Raw genomic sequence first — 16,381 nt, 5'->3', positions numbered from 1 at the left:
CTGTCGGGAGGAGGTAATGGATCACCTGTCCCGTTCTCCGGGTACCGTCAGGGTATGAGTCATCCGCACCCCGAGCTGAAAGCCGCCCCGCCCCTTCCCGAAGGGGGGCTGCGGGTCGTCGCCCTGGGCGGCCTGGGTGAGATCGGCCGCAACATGACCGTCTTCGAGCACGCGGGCAAGCTGCTCATCGTCGACTGCGGCGTGCTGTTCCCCGAGGAGACCCAGCCCGGTGTGGACGTGATCCTGCCGGACTTCACCTCGATCCGGGACCGGCTGGACGACATCGTGGCCGTGGTCCTCACCCACGGCCACGAGGACCACATCGGCGGCGTGCCGTACCTCCTGCGCGAACGGCGCGACATTCCCGTCGTCGGCTCCAAGCTGACGCTGGCGTTCCTGGAGGCCAAGCTCAAGGAACACGGCATCCGGCCGCGCACGGTGCGGGTGCGGGAGGGCGACCGGCGTGGCTTCGGGCCCTTCGACTGCGAGTTCGTGGCGGTCAACCACTCCATCCCCGACAGCCTCGCGGTCGCGATCCGCACCCGGGCCGGGATGGTGCTGCACACCGGCGACTTCAAGATGGACCAGTTCCCTCTCGACGACCGCATCACCGACCTGCGCGCCTTCGCCCGCCTCGGCGAGGAGGGCGTGGACCTGTTCCTCACCGACTCCACCAACGCCGAAGTACCCGGCTTCACCACCTCCGAGCGAGAGCTGAACCCGGCGATCGAGCAGGTGATGCGCACCGCACCGCGCCGGGTCATCGTCTCCAGCTTCGCCAGCCACGTGCACCGCATCCAGCAGGTCCTGGACGCCGCCCACCAGCACGGCCGCAAGGTCGCCTTCGTCGGCCGGTCGATGGTCCGCAACATGGGCATCGCCCGTGACCTGGGCTATCTGAAGGTTCCCTCCGGTCTGGTCGTGAGCACGAAGGAGCTGGAGAAGCTCCCGGACCACAAGATCACTCTGGTGTGCACCGGCTCCCAGGGCGAGCCGATGGCCGCGCTGTCACGGATGGCCAACCGCGACCACATGATCCGCATCGGCAAGGACGACACCGTCCTGCTCGCCAGCTCCCTCATCCCCGGCAACGAGAACGCCATCTACCGGGTGATCAACGGACTCACCCGGTGGGGCGCCCACGTGGTCCACAAGGGCAACGCCAAGGTGCACGTCTCCGGGCACGCCAGCGCCGGCGAACTCGTCTACTGCTACAACATCGTCAAACCCCGCAACGTCATGCCCGTGCACGGCGAATGGCGCCACCTGCGGGCCAACGCCGACCTCGCCATCCGTACCGGTGTCGACCCGGACCGGGTCGTCATCGCCGAGGACGGCGTCGTCGTCGACCTGATCGACGGACGCGCGTCCATCACCGGCAAGGTCGTCGCCGGCAACGTCTACGTGGACGGCATGGAAGTCGGTGGCGCAACCGAGGCGTCTCTCAAGGACCGCCTCACCCTCGCCGCCGAAGGCGTGGTGACGGTGGTGGCGATCGTCGACGCGGACACCGGCGCCCTCGCCGAGGCCCCCGACTTTCTGGCCCGGGGCTTCGTCCACGACGACGCCACCTTCGAGTCGGTCATCCCCGTCATCGAGAAGACCCTGGCCACCGCAGCCGAGGAAGGCGTCGGGGACGCGCGCCAACTCGAACAGCTCCTCGCCCGCGCCGTGGCGAACTGGGCGTTCCGCACCCACCGCCGCAAGCCCCTCATCATCCCCGTCATCATCGACGCCTGAGTCACACCCGGGCAGGCGCCCGGGGGCGGACGCCGATGTGCACGAGGTGAAACCCGGCGACGAGTCGGTCCTGATGTCCAGCCTCATCACCGGCCCACCGGGTCGGCCCGGCGGCCCGGTGGCGAGCGCTGCGCCGGGCATCCCGCAGCACGATCAGTGACGGGAAGGCGGGCGTGCGTTGCCGCTGATCTTCGCAGGGTCCGCGCGAGGCCGTCTTGACGCTGATGTGACGCTCGCTCTGACGAGTGTCAGGTTGTGTACCAGGACGGGGTGCGGTTCGAGCGTCGAGTCCTGCGGGAGAGCGGCAATGGGCGCTCGCATCAAGAAGGTGGAGCGGTGGCCAGTGAGTGGCCACCGCCTGTCGGCGTGGGCGATTGCCATGCTGCTTGGCGGGGCTCACGTTGGACCGATGAAGTCCTTGCTGGAGATCTCCCTGAAGGCTTTGGCCGGTGGCCTGTTCGTCGTGGTTTTCGCCTTGGTGGCGGAAACCGTCGAGCCCAAGCGGTTGGCCGGCGTCTTCGCCGCCGCACCCTCGGTGGCCTTGGCCGGTCTGATCCTGACGGTCGTGTTCAAGGGCGATCACGAAGCCCTGGACGCGACCCGGGGCATGCTTGCCGGAGCGCTCGCCTTCACCGTCTACTGCCTGGTCGACGTGCCGGCTCTGGGACGACTCGGAGCCAAGCGCGGCTCAGTGGTGGCTCTTGTCATGTGGGGCGTGGTAGCGGCGGCCGTTGCCTTCGCGGTGGCGTCATGAGCGGTTCGGCAGGGCACGGAGGCGGTCGAGGGCAGCCGCAGAACGCCGACCGGGTACGCCTGGAACTGCGCAGGGCCCGGGAGATGCCGCGCAAGGACCTGCTCATCCGGTTCTTCTTCGGTGCGGGTGTGTCCTTGCTGGCTGCTGTCGTGTCGAAGCTGGTCGGCCCGTTCGTCGGCGGGGTCTTCCTCGCTTTTCCCGCCATCCTGCTGGCCAGTCTGACCCTCGTGGCCAAGGAGGAGGGTCTGCGCAGCGCCCGCGACGACGCCCGCGGCGCCGCCCTGGGAACCATCGGCCTTCTGGCGTTCGCACTGACCACCGCCGTCCTCCTGCGCCACCACTCGGCATGGCTCGCCCTGGCGGTGGCGACGTCAGCCTGGATCGTGGTGTCGCTCGGTGGGTATGCCGTCGTCCGCGCGGCAGGAGCGGGAAGCGACGAAACCGGACCCGAAGAACCTGGTGCGTAGTGCACCTCAGGCCCGCTCCGCCGGGCGATCAGCGGGTGGAGCGCGTCTACACCTCGATGTGTGAGCCCATGATGACGGTGCGGTCGCGGGGGAGGCCGAAGTACTCGGCGGCGTCGGCGGTGATGTAGGAGGTGGCGATGAACAGTCGCTTGCGCCAGGGCGCCATTGTCGGTGACTTGCCGCGCCGGAGGTCGATCTTCGACAGGAAGTAGGACGCCTGGTCGAGGTTCAACGGTCCTTCGGTCTGGGCCGGGGTGAGCAGGGCCAGGGCGCTGGGTACGTCCGGTGTCTCCATGTAGCCGAACCGGGCGGTGACGTGGATGATCCCGTCGTCGGTGTAGCCGAGGTCGTCGACGACGATCCGCTGGTCGGCCGGGACGCGGGGCACGGGCTCTGTCTCCAGGGACAGGATCACGACCTGGTCGTGGCGTACGTGGTTGTGCTCGACGTTGGCCCGCATGGCCAGGGGCGCGGTCTGCTTGCCCCGGTTGAGGAAGACGGCCGTGCCCGGGATCCGGAGCGTCGACACCTTCTCTGAGCGGAGGTCTTCGATGAACTCGGGGAGCGGGCCTTCGAGTTGTGCGCGTTCGGTGGTGACGATCTCGCGGCCGCGTCGCCAGGTCGTCATGACGGTGAACGCGGTGATGCCGATCAGCAGCGGCAGCCACGCGCCGTGGACGAGCTTGGTCATGTTGGCCGCCACGAACAGCAGGTCCACGAAGAGGAGCACGGTGGCGCCGGTGGCGACCAGCCACCTGGGCGTGCCCCATTTCGCTCGGGCGACGTAGAAGAACAGCAGGGTGGAGATGGTGATGGTGCCGGTGACCGCCATGCCGAACGCGAAGGCCAGGGCCGCGGAGCTGCGGAAGGCGAAGACCAGGGTGAGGACCGAGACCATGAGCAGCCAGTTGATCCAGGGCACGTAGATCTGGCCGATGGTGGATTCGGAGGTGTGCGCGATCCGCAGCCTCGGCAGGTAGCCGAGCTGGGCGGCCTGGGAGGTGACCGAGTACGCGCCGGTGATCACGGCCTGGGAGGCGATCACCGTGGCCGCCGTGGCCAGCACGACCATCGGCAGGCGTCCCCAGTCGGGCGTGAGAAGGAAGAACGGACTGCTGATGTTGTGCGGACCGGCGAGGATCAGCGCGCCCTGCCCGAGATAGCTCAGGATGCAGGCGGGGAAGACGAGGAACAGCCAGGCGCGGGTGATCGCCCGGCGGCCGAAGTGCCCCATGTCGGCGTACAGCGCCTCGGCGCCGGTGACCGCCAGCACGACGGCGGCCAGGGCGAAGAAGGCGGTGCCGAAATGGCCGAAGAGAAAGCCGAGGGCGTACGTCGGTGACAGTGCCCTGAGGATGGCCGGGTGGTCGGCGATGCCGGCGATGCCGCAGGCGCCGATGGCGACGAACCAGGCGATCATGACGGGGCCGAACACCCGGCCCACCGCCGCGGTTCCCCTGCGCTGGACGAGGAACAGCAGCACGATGATGACCGCGGTGATGGGCACGACCGCGCTCTCCAGCGACGGCTGGACGACCTTGAGTCCCTCGACCGCGGACAGCACCGAGATCGCCGGGGTGATCATGCTGTCGCCGAAGAACAGCGACGCGCCGAAGATGCCCAGCGCGGCCAGTACGGCAGCGGTCCGTCCGGCCGGCCGCGAGGTGTATCGCCGTACCAGGGTGATCAGTGCCATGATGCCGCCCTCGCCGTCGTTGTCGGCGCGCATCGCCAGCAGCACATAGGTGACCAGGACGATGATCACCACCGACCAGAACACCAGCGACACCACCCCGTACACGTTCTGTGGGGTGACCGGGACGGGGTGCGGGTCGCTCGGGTTGAACACGGTCTGGAGGGTATAGATCGGGCTTGTCCCGATATCGCCGAAGACCACCCCCAGGGCGCCGATCACCAGCGCGAGACGTGCCGTGTCGCGAGCGTTCGCGTGACGAGCCTCCAACGCTCGCGACGGGAACCCGTCGTCCGGTGCGACACCCTGCCGGTAATCGGCCATCTGGTCCTCCTCCTCGCGGGCCGCTGTGCGGAAGGCCCGGCGCGTCGGACGATACCGATCATCAGCGCGAATACCGGTAGGTGGGGCCGGTCGCTTCGACTCAAGGGTGTCTGCGTCTGGGCTTCCACGGTGGCTCGTGGTCCTGGGGCCGGCCGACGACCCTTCATCGTCCCGATCCGCCTGATGCTCCTGGGCCCGACCGGTGCCGTGCCCGTCCGTTCCAGTGGTCGTCGCAACAACCGGGAGTCTCCACTGGGACGGCTTTGCTACCTGTCGCCACGGGTATGACGCCCGCACGGTCTGGCATGACCGGGGCTTGGGCTCGCGTGAGGTCAAGTAAGCCCCGACGCCCGGAGCACCGCCTGCACCGTCTCCTCGTCGATGTCGTGGCCGAGCCGTTCGAGGACCTCCGCTCCCTGGCGCAGCGTGCCACGCTCCAGCGAGTGGTGGACGCCCGTGTCGACTTCGTGCCACAGCAGGGGGTTGGCGGTGAGGATGCGTGGGTCGAGTTCCAGGCGGTGGCCGTAGACGTCCCGCAGGACAAGGTGTGAGGAGGGGCCGTCGTACTGACGTACGACTGTCAATGCGTCCGTGCGGACCATGTGCCGACGCCAAGGTGTGCGGACCGCGAGCCAGCCGGGACCCGCGCTCACCCGGTGGGGAAGCAGGACGGTGCCCACCGCGGACGAGAGGGTGATCCAGAGCAGGGCGCGCAGGGGGGTCAGGCTTCCCGCGTCCCAGTCGACGAGAAGGCTCAGGACGCAGAACAGCAGAGCGCAGCTCAGCGCGAGCCGAGCGCTGCCACGCCAGTGGCGGTCGCCGGCCGAGCCTGGCGGTCCGCTCCGTCGCATGACGCCGACGCTAGGCGGCCGTGCGGGGTGCGACGACCGCTGCTTACGGGCTCCTAGCGCCGAACGGGTGGATCCTGACGGATTCCTAACGCGGGCGGCGGACTGGCCGGGTTCTCAGCCGGTGTGTACGCGGGGGCGTCGGGCGCGGTTCGGTTCCGCCTCGCGCAGGACCTCTCGGGTGACCGGGGCGACCTCGCCCTGGCCGAAGAGGAAGAAGCGCAGGAAGTTGGCGAAGGGGCCGCCCTCGGTCCATTCGAAGTAGATGTGCGGGGTGCAGCCCGTCATGTCGCGGGCGTGCAGGAGGAGGGCCGCCAGGGCGTTGGAGATGGAGGCGGACTCCAGGGTCAGCACCCGGTAGCGGCCGTGCAGCACCTCGCCGCGCACGGTCAGGCCCGCCTCGAACTCGGAGGGGTCGGTGACCGTGACCTCGACGAAGACGAAGTCATCCTGTTCTGGCATGTCGTTGTCGGCGCGGATCTGCTCGATCTTGTCGCGGTACTGGGCCTTGTCGCGGTGCCCGGGCTCGTTGGCGATGAACCGCATCTTGCGGCTGGCCATGTCGCGGATGAACCGTTCCGCCAAGGGGTCGAGCGTCACGCTGGTCACGCGCAGTTCGAAGGCGCGGGCGAGGCGGGACAGCAGCGAGACGAGGATGATGCCGGCGATGAAGCAGGCGCCGATCTTCACACCGTCCGGGCGCTCGATGACGTTCACGACCGTGGTGTAGAGGAACACCGCGGAGATCACGCCGAAGCCGATGGTCCACTTGCGCTGCCCGGCCTTGCGTGCCGCGATGGTCACGGCGATCGCGGCCGAGCTGATCAGTACCAGCACGCCGGTGGCGTAGGCGCCGCCCTGTTTGTCGACGTTGGCGTCGAAGATCCAGGTGACCAGGAAGGCGACCAGGGTGAAGACGATGACCATCGGGCGCACGGCGCGGGCCCAGTGCGGGGCCATGCCGTAGCGGGGAAGGTAGCGCGGCATCAGGTTCAGCAGGCCGGCCATCGCGGAGGCGCCGGCGAACCACAGGATGGCGATGGTCGAAACGTCGTAGACCGTGCCGAAGGCGCCACCCAGGTACTGGTGCGCGAGGTAGGCGAGGGCGCGTCCGTTGGCCGGGCCGCCGGTCTTGAAGTCGTTCTCCGGGATGAGCAGTGTGGTGATGAAGCTGGACGTGATCAGAAACGCGCTCATGATGATCGCGGCCGTGGTGAGCAGCTTCTTGGTGTCCCGGATGCGGCCGGTCGGCTTCTCCTCCGTGTCGTCCGGGTCGCCCTGAACGTGCGGCATGACGGCGACGCCGGTCTCGAACCCGGACAGGCCGAGCGCGAGCTTGGGGAAGACCAGCAGGGCCAGGCCGATCATGACGAAGATGTTGCCGTGCTGTGCGGTCAGCGCGCTGGACCAGTCGGTGATCACATGGCCGGCGGTGATCACGTGATAGAGGCCGACGATCACCACGACGACGTTGAGGGCCAGGTAGACGCCGACCAGCGCCGTCGCGACGCCGATCGCCTCCAGGAAGCCCTTGAGGAAGACCGCGCCGAGCAGCGCCACCAGTATCAGGGTGATCAGCATCTGCTGGCCGTGCAGTGCGTTCGTCAGATGTGGGTTCTCCACCAGGTGGGTGGAGGCGTCGGCGGCCGACAGGGTGATGGTGATCAGGAAGTCGGTGGCGGCGAAGCCGAGCAGTGTGAGCACGAACAGCTTGCCCTGCCAGAAGGACAGCAGCCGCTCCAGCATCGCGATCGAACCCTCGCCGTGCGGACTCTCCACGGCGACCCGGCGGTACACCGGAAGCGCGCCGGCCAGGGTCACGATGACGAGGACGATGGTCGCGATCGGCCCCAGCAGGCCGGCCGCGAGCGCCGCGATGCCCGGCTGGTACCCGAGGGTGGAGAAGTAGTCGACACCCGTCAGGCACATCACCCGCCACCAGCGCTGCCCCTGGTGCGGGGGTTCGGGTTCGGCGTGGGGCCCGGTGTGGCCGCCGTCCTTGCCCATGTCGGACAGGCCCTCCAGCATCCACGTCCGCAGGCGGCTGGTACTGGGAGGGTGTTCGGTGGTGGCCATCGACGCGCTCTCCTGATGTGGGGCTCAGCGTGGGGTTTCGGCCATCACACGGACGGCCGCACCAGCGTAAGCGGAGAGTGACAGCTGAGCCCACGGATCATCTCGCCGGAGGGCGTCAATCTTCCGTTAAGACCGGTCGGGTGAACGCTGCCCGCACATCAAGGTCTGAGGCTATCCCTTGCCCGGAGAGCGACTGCGCCCTACCGGGGTGGGCGTTACGCGCTGAGGCTGCGCCGGCTCCCCATCGGGCTGCCGGCGGCGTAGTGAGGGCGAGGGGCGCCGGGAGCCGATCACGGCGCCCATCGAGTCTCGGAAAGCGGCGTCGGCGGGACGCGGCGCCGGTGCGGCATGGCGTCGGCGGGACGCGATGCCGGCGTGGCGCGGGCGCTTCCGGTCAGCGCGGCTGGCGACGCGACGGCCGAGCGAAGCGAGATGGGGGCACCCCCGGCCGAAGGCTGGGGACTCGGGGGCCGGTCGAGGAGGAGCCAGGCGCTGTTCACGTCATCGATGGAAGCCGTGCCGCACGGGCGGGGCAAGCCGAAATCCCCTTCCCTGACGGGGCTCTGACGTGCGCATACGGGACCTTGACGGGCGAGCCAGGACACTGGGCGCGGCTCAGCCAAGGCCGGGCACCTCCGAGATCAGCAGGTCGATCAGCTTGATGCCCACGAAGGGCAGTACGAGGCCGCCGAGGCCGTAGACGAGGAGGTTGCGGCGCAGCAGGTCGTGCGCGGAGGCGGGGGTGTAGCGCACGCCGCGCAGCGCGAGCGGGATCAGCGCCACGATGATCAGGGCGTTGAAGATGATCGCGGAAGTGATCGCAGAGGTCGGGCTGTGCAGGCCCATCACGTTCAGGGACTCCAGTCCCGGGTATGTGCCCGCGAACATCGCCGGGATGATGGCGAAGTACTTCGCCACGTCGTTGGTAATGGAGAACGTGGTCAACGCGCCTCGGGTGATGAGGAGTTGCTTGCCGATCTCGACGATGTCGATGAGCTTGGTCGGGTTGGAGTCGAGGTCGACCATGTTGCCGGCCTCCTTGGCGGCCGATGTACCGGTGTTCATGGCCACTCCGACGTCCGCCTGCGCAAGGGCCGGGGCATCGTTCGTGCCGTCGCCGGTCATCGCGACCAGCTTGCCGCCCTCCTGTTCCCGCTTGATCAGGGCGAGTTTGTCCTCGGGGGTGGCCTCGGCCAAGTAGTCGTCCACGCCCGCCTCTTCGGCGATGGCGCGGGCGGTGAGCGGGTTGTCACCGGTGATCATCACTGTGCGGATGCCCATGCGGCGCAGCTCGGCGAAGCGTTCGCGGATACCGTCCTTGACGACGTCCTTCAGCTGGATCACGCCGAGGGCGCGCGGCCCGTCCCAGTCGTGCACCGCGACCAGCAGCGGTGTCCCTCCGGCGGCGGCCACGGCGTCGGCGTACCTGCGTGCCTCGGGCGGGACCTGGCCGCCGTACATCTGCACCCAGTCGATGACCTGCTGGGCGGCGCCCTTGCGGATGGCGCAGACGGCTCCGTTGTTCCAGCGCAGGTCGACGCCGCTCATGCGGGTCTGCGCGCTGAACGGCACCCAGCGGGCGTTCGCCAGCTCGCCCCGGGCGGGGGCCCGCAGGCCGTACCGGTCCTTGGCGAGGACGACGACGGAGCGGCCCTCGGGCGTCTCGTCGGCCAGCGAGGACAGCTGGGCGGCGTCGGCGAGCTGGCGTTCGTCGATGCCGGGCAGCGGGACGAAGGCGGTGGCCTCACGATTGCCGAGGGTGATGGTGCCGGTCTTGTCGAGCAGCAGGGTGTTCACGTCACCCGCCGCCTCCACCGCGCGGCCGGACATGGCCAGCACGTTGCGCTGCACCAGCCGGTCCATGCCGGCGATGCCGATCGCGGACAGCAGGGCGCCGATCGTCGTGGGGATGAGCGTGACCAGCAGCGCGACCAGCACGGCTGTGGACTGGGCGGCGCCCGCGTACTCGCCCATCGGCTGCAGGGCGACCACCACCAGCAGAAAGATGATCGTGAGCGAGGCCAGCAGGATGTTCAGAGCTATCTCGTTCGGGGTCTTTTGCCGGGAGGCGCCTTCCACGAGCGCGATCATCCGGTCAAGGAAGCTGTGCCCGGGGCGTGCGCTGACTCGTACGACGATCCGGTCGGACAGCACCGTCGTACCGCCCGTGACCCCGCTGCGGTCTCCGCTGGCCTCCCGGATCACGGGAGCCGACTCGCCGGTGACGGCGGATTCGTCCACTGCCGCGACCCCGTCGATGACATCGCCGTCCGCCGGGATCATCTCGCCCGCCTCGACCAGCACGACGTCCAGCGGTTTCAGATCGGTGGTGGCGACGGCCTCGGTGCGGGCGGTGGCCGGGTTCGTGCCGTAGCTCCAGTGCTGCAGCCGCAGCGCGACCGTGTCCATACGGGCCCGGCGCAGCGAGTCGGCCTGCGCCTTGCCACGGCCCTCGGCGACCGCCTCGGCCAGGTTGGCGAAGACGACCGTCAGCCAGAGCCAGAGACTGATGACCCAGGTGAAGACCGCCGGGTGCAGTAACGCCGACAGCGTGGTCAGGACCGCGCCCACGGACACGACGAACAGCACCGGGTTCTTCACCAGGACGCGCGGGTGCAGTTTGCGCAGCGCCTCGGGGAAGGAACGGACGAGCTGGGCGGGCTCGAACAGCCCGCTCCGGGCGCGCCGCCTCGGCCTTCGCTCCGGTCTGGTCCGGGCTCCGGGCGCGGGGCGTGACGGTGGGGCCTTCTCAGGGGCAGCGGGAAGCATGGACACCTTCGTGTCTCGACGGATGACAGGGACGGAGGCGTGACGGGGACGTGGCCACGGGACCGTGCGGCGCCGGGGCCCCGGCGCCGCACGTCGGCGCACGGACGCCGGCACGGGACGACGTAAGACGTCGTGCGCGGGTGCCTGCCCCTCGGACACGCACCGGACCGCCTTCGCGCCGCTTCGGAGCGGGGACTCCTTCAGTCGTGGGGGCCGCTGACGTCCGCGGCCCCCTCGGCGGCCGACAGCGAATCTAGCCCCGTTCCCTTCACGACCGCCCTGTTCGGCGGGGAATTGGCGGCACTCATACGGCCCGTGCGGCGGCGCCGTCAAAGTGCCGTCAAACAAAGCCGAGAAACCGTCAGGGACCCATCAACGTCAGCCACCAGTGGCCGAATCCCGTCGCAGACTGATCACCAACGGGGGACGGGCGACCGTCCGTGGCAGTGACGTTGGAGGGACCGTGACTCTCACGGCCGGATCAGCGCAGGGTCCTCGGACCGAGCAAGGAGCACCGCCACGGAGAGAGATGGTCGCCCAACCAGGGGGCAGCCCCGTACCGGGCCGGCGAGGGGGCTCGCGGACGGCAGAACCGGGTCCGGGGCTGCGCCTGTGGCGGCGGACCGGGGCCGCGCGGGCCGCTCTGCGCCGCCGCTACTGGGCCACCGTGCCCGCACGGCTGCGCCTTCTGCGCGCGGCCACGGTCCTGCTCGCCGCCGGCCTCGTCATACTCCTGCTGGTTGCCGGGCTCGCCACCCTCGGCACCTGGAGCAGCGTGGCCGATCGCGACGCGCCCCGCACCACCAGCGCCGCCGACCTCGGCCTGGCCCTGAACGACATGGACGCCCAGGCCGCCAACATCCTGCTGTCGAACGGCGATGCTGGTAAGGGGCGCCTGCAGACGCCCTACACAAGGGCAGTCGGCTTCTACGGCGACGCCCGGCGCCAGATCGGCCATGATTTGCGCACCCTCGCCGTCGCCGCGCAGGGCAGCCCGGCCGACGAGAAGACCGTGGAGTCGCTGACCGACGACTTCGCCGCATACCAGGAGCTGATCGGCCGGGCCCTGGAGAACGACGGCCACCACGGCGGCAAACCGGCCGCCCTCGCCGACTACCGGCGCGCCACGGACCTGCTGCGCACCCAACTCCTGCCAGCCGCTGGCAATTTGGTGTCCTCCAACAATGCGGCCTTCGAAGCCGAGTACTCCTCGGCGCGCTCCACCCTCTCCGCGCAGTTCGCCGCCGTGCTCGCCCTGGGTGTGCTGCTGCTGGCCGTGCTCGGCGTCCTGCAGTGGTACCTCGCGCGCAGTTTCCGGCGCATCCTCAACCCCGCTGTGCTGGCCGCCACCGTCTGCACCCTGCTCGCGGTGGCACTCGCCTCCAAGGTGCTGTCCGCCTCCGCCGATCACCTGCGCGTGGCCAGGCACGATGCCTTCGACTCCGTCGTCGCACTCTCCCGCGCCCGCGCCGTCGCCTACGACGCCAACGCCGACGAGAGCCGCTACCTGCTCGACCCGCAGCGCCGCATCCAGTACGAGGACTCGTTCCTCGCCAAGTCCCAAGCGCTGTACGGTCTGAAGGGCGCCACGCTGTCGACGTACGACGACGAACTGGCCACTTCCTGGCGGGCGTACCGGGCCGACCACCACGACCTGCGCTTCACCGGCGAGTTCCGCCGCGAGCTGGACAACATCACCTTCCCCGGCGAGCGGGCCGCCGCTGAGAAGACGGTGGACACCTACGCCGTCTACCAGCGCGACGACCGGAAGATCCGCGCGCTGCTCGCGGCCGGCAAGGAGCGCGAGGCGGTCGAGTTCTGCATGGACTGGGCGCCGGGCACGTCCAACGCCCACTTCGGCGCGTGGATGGCCGCCCTGGACCGGGTGGCGGGCATCAACCGCGCCCACTTCACGTCCTCCGTCGACGAAGGCCGCTCAGCGCTGAACGGCCTTCTGCCCTGGGTGGGCGGCCTGCTGGGCGCGGCGATGCTCCTGGCCGTGCCGGGGCTGCGGCCACGGCTGGCCGAGTTCCGCTGAGCGGGCGCGGGCAGCTGCTCTCACCCCATCGGGCCAGGGCACGTCAAGGCGGTGTCAAGGTCCCCGGCACCGCCGCCAAGAAGTCGCTAACACTCACGCCGAACGCTCCGTGAAGCGGCTTTCTTGGAGGAGGAACTTTCCCGAGAAGGGGAGTTGGATCAGTGAGCGGAGCGCGTCGACGGCGATGAGTGACGTACGGTCCGGACGGCTGAAGGTCTATCTCGGGGCGGCCCCAGGCGTCGGCAAGACGTACCGGATGCTCGACGAGGGGCGGCGCCGCGCCGCCCGCGGTGCGGACGTGGTGGTGGGCTTCGTGGAGTGCCACGGGCGCCCGCACACGCAGGCCATGATCGACGGCCTTGAGGTCGTCCCTCGCACGTCCTGCACCTACCGCGGCGGCGACTTCGAGGAGATGGACCTGGGCGCGGTCCTCGGCCGCCGGCCGCAGGTGGCGATCGTGGACGAGTTCGCCCACAGCAACGTCCCCGGCGACGGCCGCAACGCCAAGCGCTGGCAGGACATCGAGGCACTGCTCGACGCCGGCGTCGACGTGATCACCGCGGTGAACATCCAGCACCTGGAGTCCCTCAACGACGTGGTCGAGAAGATCACCGGGGTGCCGCAGCACGAGACCGTGCCCGACGAGGTGGTCCGGCGGGCCTGGCAGATCGAGCTGGTGGACATGCCTCCCGAGGGCCTGCGCCGCCGTATGGCACACGGCAGCATCTACGCCCCCGAGAAGATCGACGCCGCGCTCGCCAACTACTTCCGGCCCGGCAACCTCACGGCCCTGCGCCAGCTCGCGCTGCTGTGGGTGGCCGACCGGGTGGACGAGGCCCTGCAGGAGTACCGCTCGCAGCACGGCATAGGCGGGGTGTGGGAGACCCGGGAGCGGGTCGTCGTCGCCCTGACCGGCGGACCGGAGGGGGACACCCTGGTCCGGCGGGCTGCCCGGATCGCGGACCGGTCGGCGGGCGGCGACCTGCTCGCCGTGCACGTGGCCCGCAGCGACGGCCTGGCCGGTGGGGTTTCGGCGGCCTCGCTGGCCCGGCAGCGCCGGCTGGTGGAGGACCTGGGCGGCAGCTACCACTCCGTGGTCGGCGACGACGTGGCCACCACCCTGGTCGAGTTCGCGCGCGCCGAGAACGCCACCCAGCTGGTGCTCGGCACCAGCAGACGGGGACGCCTGGCGCGGTTCCTGACCGGGCCCGGCACGGGGGAGACAGTGACCGAGCTGTCCGGGGACATCGACGTGCACCGGGTCACCCACGAGCGGGCCGGGCGCGGCACCCTGCTGCCGTCCCGGCGGCGCACGCTGTCGACGGCCCGGCTGATCGCGGGCCCGGTGGCCGGACTGGTGCTGCCGGTCCTCCTCACCACGGTCCTGGCCCAATTGCGGGGCACGCTGAACCTGACCAGTGAGGCCCTGCTGTTCCTGCTGGCCGTGGTGGGCGTGGCCTGCATAGGCGGTGTCGCTTCCGCGGTGATCGCGTCGGTGACGGCGTCCCTGCTGCTCAACTACTGGTTCATCCCGCCCATCGGCGCCTTCACGCTGGACGATCCGAACGCCCTGCTGGCCCTGGCGGTGTTCGCGGTCGTCGCGGCCACTGTCGCCGCGGTCGTCGACCGTTCCCTGCGCCTGGGCCGCCGTTCCGCCCGGGCGACCGCCGAGGCGGAGACCATGTCGTCCCTGGCCGGCAGCATCGTGCGCGGGGAAGCGACCATTCCGGCCCTGCTGGAGCGGACCCGCGAGACCTTCGGCATGGAATCGGCGGACCTGGTGGACGAGCCACCGGACGCGACACCCGGGGTGATGGCCGTTGCGGCGGGCCCCGGTGCCCATCTCGTGCTGCGCGGCCGTACTCTCTCCTCCTCCGAGCGGCGGGTGCTGGCCGCGTTCGCCGCGCACGTGGGCTCCGCGGTGGAGCGGGCACGGCTCGCTGAGGCGGCGGCTGAGGTGGAGCCGGTCAAGGCTGCCGACCGGCTGCGTACGGCCCTGCTGCGGGCCGTCGGCCACGACCTGCGCACCCCGCTCGCCGCCGGCTGGGCCGCGGTCACTTCCCTGCGCAGCCGGGACGTCGAGTTCTCCCTGGAGGACCGTGAGGAACTCCTGGCCACCGCCGACGAGTCCATGGCCAAGCTCAACCGGCTGGTGGAGAACCTTCTCGACCTCAGCCGGCTGGAGGCCGGCGCCCTGACGCTGAACCTGCGAGAGACCTCCTTGGAGGAGGTGCTGCCGATGGCACTGGCGGACGTGTCGGAGGTCGAGGTGGCGGACGTGGAGTACATCCCGGCGGTGCTGGCCGACCCGCCGCTGCTGGAGCGGGTGATCGCCAACCTGGTCGGCAACGCCGCCCGCCACAGCCCGCCCGGGAAGCGGGTGCTGGTCACCGCCAGTGCCCTGGCGGGCCGGGTGGAGTTGCGGGTGGTGGACCGGGGACCAGGGCTTCCGCCCGAGGGCCGGGAACGGCTCTTCGAGCCCTTCCAGCGACTAGGCGACACCGACAGCACCGCAGGACTCGGCCTTGGGCTGGCCCTCGCGCGGGGACTCACCGAGGCGATGAACGGCACCCTGAACCCCGAGGACACCCCCGGCGGCGGACTGACCATGGTCGTCTCGCTGCCGTTCGCGGCACGCACGGCGGGTGCCGAACAGAGCGTAGGAGGTGCGTGATGAGCACTGTGCCCGGTACCTGGAAGCTGCACCGCACGCGAGGAAGCCGGGCTGCGCGGCACTTGCCGCTGCGGGACCGGCTCGCCCTGACGGTCGGCCTGGCCGCCCCGTTCCTCGTGGCCCTGGCGCTCGTCCCGTTCCGTACGAGCCTCACGCACACGAACGCTGCCCTGGCCCTCGTCGTCGTGGTCGTCGCCGTGGCTGCCCTGGGCAGCCGTACGGCGGGTGTGGTCGCGGCACTGTCGGCGGCGGCCTGGTTCGACTTCTTCCTCACCCGGCCGTACGAGACCTTCGACATCACCGCCTCGGCGGACATCGAAACGGCAGTGCTGTTGCTGGTCGTCGGCGTGATCGTCGCCCAACTCGCGGCCTGGGCCGGTCGGCTGGAGGTCATGACGGTGACCGACGCGGACCACCTCGCGCGGATCCGTCGGACGGCCGACCTCGTGCAGTCCGCCAACTCGGCGGACATCGTGGTCGACCACGTCCGAGGCGAGCTGACCGGCCTGCTCGGACTGCGCGCCTGCCGCTTCGAGTACGGCGCGCTCCTGGGCCGCCCGCCGCGCCTGGAGAAGGACGGCGGCGTGACGGTGGGCCGCCGCACCCGGAACCCGGACACCGACGGATGGCCGGAGGGCGAGATCGAGCTGCGCGCGTACGGCAACGGCCACTACCTCGGCCGTTTCATGCTCACCCCCGGCCCGGGACCGGTGCCCCCGCTCCAGGCCCGGCTGGTCGCCGTCACCCTGGCCGACCAGACGGGTGCCGCACTGGACACGGCGGGACCGGTACGCGGGGGATGAGGCCGGACATCGCGGAAACAGTACGGAGGCGGTGAGGCCGGGCGCGCCGGATTCCCTGCCCCATGACGGGCGTACAACCGCATACGGCAAACCGCAGGGACTGAGTCGTCCTGGTCCAGGCCGGACGCCTTGAACACGGCCCGTGCCGTCTCGCGGTCCATGCGGATCGAAAGGCGGCGCAGCGCGGTCTGGCCG

10 protein-coding genes are annotated in these 16,381 nt (G+C 70.2%); 6 read left to right on the top strand and 4 right to left on the bottom strand.

From position 1 onward, the window contains the following. Positions 1–54 precede the first annotated feature (54 nt). The 3 genes from ACFYZB_RS42035 (at position 55) to ACFYZB_RS42025 (ending at position 2,961) form a co-directional block, all read left to right on the top strand. Entirely contained in the window at positions 55–1,740 is a 1,686-nt protein-coding gene (locus ACFYZB_RS42035; protein ID WP_351204565.1) for a ribonuclease J, read from the top strand. 307 nt (positions 1,741–2,047) lie between these two features. Then, complete coding sequence (locus ACFYZB_RS42030; RefSeq protein ID WP_388767164.1) at positions 2,048–2,494, top strand: DUF3147 family protein; 447 nt, start codon at positions 2,048–2,050, stop codon at positions 2,492–2,494. Beyond that, complete coding sequence (locus ACFYZB_RS42025) at positions 2,491–2,961, top strand: DUF3147 family protein (RefSeq protein WP_388767162.1); 471 nt, start codon at positions 2,491–2,493, stop codon at positions 2,959–2,961. The genes ACFYZB_RS42030 and ACFYZB_RS42025 overlap by 4 nt, the downstream gene beginning before the upstream one ends. 46 nt (positions 2,962–3,007) lie before the next feature. Here the strand turns inward: ACFYZB_RS42025 and ACFYZB_RS42020 are convergent, their stop codons facing one another. From ACFYZB_RS42020 to kdpB, 4 genes are all read right to left on the bottom strand, one after another. Next, positions 3,008–4,978: a potassium transporter Kup gene (locus tag ACFYZB_RS42020; RefSeq protein ID WP_388767161.1), complete on the bottom strand. Its 1,971-nt coding sequence runs from the start codon at positions 4,976–4,978 to the stop codon at positions 3,008–3,010. A gap of 332 nt (positions 4,979–5,310) precedes the next feature. Beyond that, positions 5,311–5,829 carry a hypothetical protein gene (locus tag ACFYZB_RS42015; protein WP_351204573.1) on the bottom strand — a complete coding sequence of 173 codons (519 nt, stop codon included), beginning with the start codon at positions 5,827–5,829 and terminating at the stop codon, positions 5,311–5,313. Between the two features lie 114 nt (positions 5,830–5,943). Further along, positions 5,944–7,902: an amino acid transporter gene (locus ACFYZB_RS42010; RefSeq protein WP_388767160.1), complete on the bottom strand. Its 1,959-nt coding sequence runs from the start codon at positions 7,900–7,902 to the stop codon at positions 5,944–5,946. 615 nt (positions 7,903–8,517) lie between these two features. Continuing rightward, on the bottom strand, positions 8,518–10,671 hold the full coding sequence (gene kdpB, locus ACFYZB_RS42005; RefSeq protein ID WP_388767159.1) for a potassium-transporting ATPase subunit KdpB: 2,154 nt from the start codon (positions 10,669–10,671) through the stop codon (positions 8,518–8,520). A gap of 529 nt (positions 10,672–11,200) precedes the next feature. Between kdpB and ACFYZB_RS42000 the strand changes: the two genes are divergently transcribed. The 3 genes from ACFYZB_RS42000 to ACFYZB_RS41990 all read left to right on the top strand — a co-directional run bounded on the left by ACFYZB_RS42000 (position 11,201) and on the right by ACFYZB_RS41990 (position 16,186). After that, positions 11,201–12,709: a hypothetical protein gene (locus ACFYZB_RS42000; protein WP_388767158.1), complete on the top strand. Its 1,509-nt coding sequence runs from the start codon at positions 11,201–11,203 to the stop codon at positions 12,707–12,709. Between the two features lie 184 nt (positions 12,710–12,893). Further along, positions 12,894–15,383: an ATP-binding protein gene (locus ACFYZB_RS41995; protein ID WP_388767156.1), complete on the top strand. Its 2,490-nt coding sequence runs from the start codon at positions 12,894–12,896 to the stop codon at positions 15,381–15,383. Beyond that, entirely contained in the window at positions 15,383–16,186 is an 804-nt protein-coding gene (locus ACFYZB_RS41990; RefSeq protein ID WP_388767155.1) for a DUF4118 domain-containing protein, read from the top strand. Before ACFYZB_RS41995 ends, ACFYZB_RS41990 begins: the two co-directional genes overlap by 1 nt. Positions 16,187–16,381: the final 195 nt, after the last annotated feature.

It is taken from the genome of Streptomyces sp. NPDC001852, assembly GCF_042891825.1.
Classification (GTDB): domain Bacteria; phylum Actinomycetota; class Actinomycetes; order Streptomycetales; family Streptomycetaceae; genus Streptomyces.
This window is presented reverse-complemented; position numbering and strand designations above follow the sequence as displayed.

What these genes read in the sequence shown, in the direction of transcription:
- ACFYZB_RS42035 (WP_351204565.1), top strand. Translation starts at nt 55, where the DNA reads ATGAGTCATCCGCACCCCGAGCTGAAAGCCGCCCCGCCCCTTCCCGAA.
- ACFYZB_RS42030 (WP_388767164.1), top strand. Translation starts at nt 2,048, where the DNA reads ATGGGCGCTCGCATCAAGAAGGTGGAGCGGTGGCCAGTGAGTGGCCAC.
- ACFYZB_RS42025 (WP_388767162.1), top strand. Translation starts at nt 2,491, where the DNA reads ATGAGCGGTTCGGCAGGGCACGGAGGCGGTCGAGGGCAGCCGCAGAAC.
- ACFYZB_RS42020 (WP_388767161.1), bottom strand. Translation starts at nt 4,978, where the DNA reads ATGGCCGATTACCGGCAGGGTGTCGCACCGGACGACGGGTTCCCGTCG.
- ACFYZB_RS42015 (WP_351204573.1), bottom strand. Translation starts at nt 5,829, where the DNA reads ATGCGACGGAGCGGACCGCCAGGCTCGGCCGGCGACCGCCACTGGCGT.
- ACFYZB_RS42010 (WP_388767160.1), bottom strand. Translation starts at nt 7,902, where the DNA reads ATGGCCACCACCGAACACCCTCCCAGTACCAGCCGCCTGCGGACGTGG.
- kdpB (WP_388767159.1), bottom strand. Translation starts at nt 10,671, where the DNA reads ATGCTTCCCGCTGCCCCTGAGAAGGCCCCACCGTCACGCCCCGCGCCC.
- ACFYZB_RS42000 (WP_388767158.1), top strand. Translation starts at nt 11,201, where the DNA reads ATGGTCGCCCAACCAGGGGGCAGCCCCGTACCGGGCCGGCGAGGGGGC.
- ACFYZB_RS41995 (WP_388767156.1), top strand. Translation starts at nt 12,894, where the DNA reads ATGAGTGACGTACGGTCCGGACGGCTGAAGGTCTATCTCGGGGCGGCC.
- ACFYZB_RS41990 (WP_388767155.1), top strand. Translation starts at nt 15,383, where the DNA reads ATGAGCACTGTGCCCGGTACCTGGAAGCTGCACCGCACGCGAGGAAGC.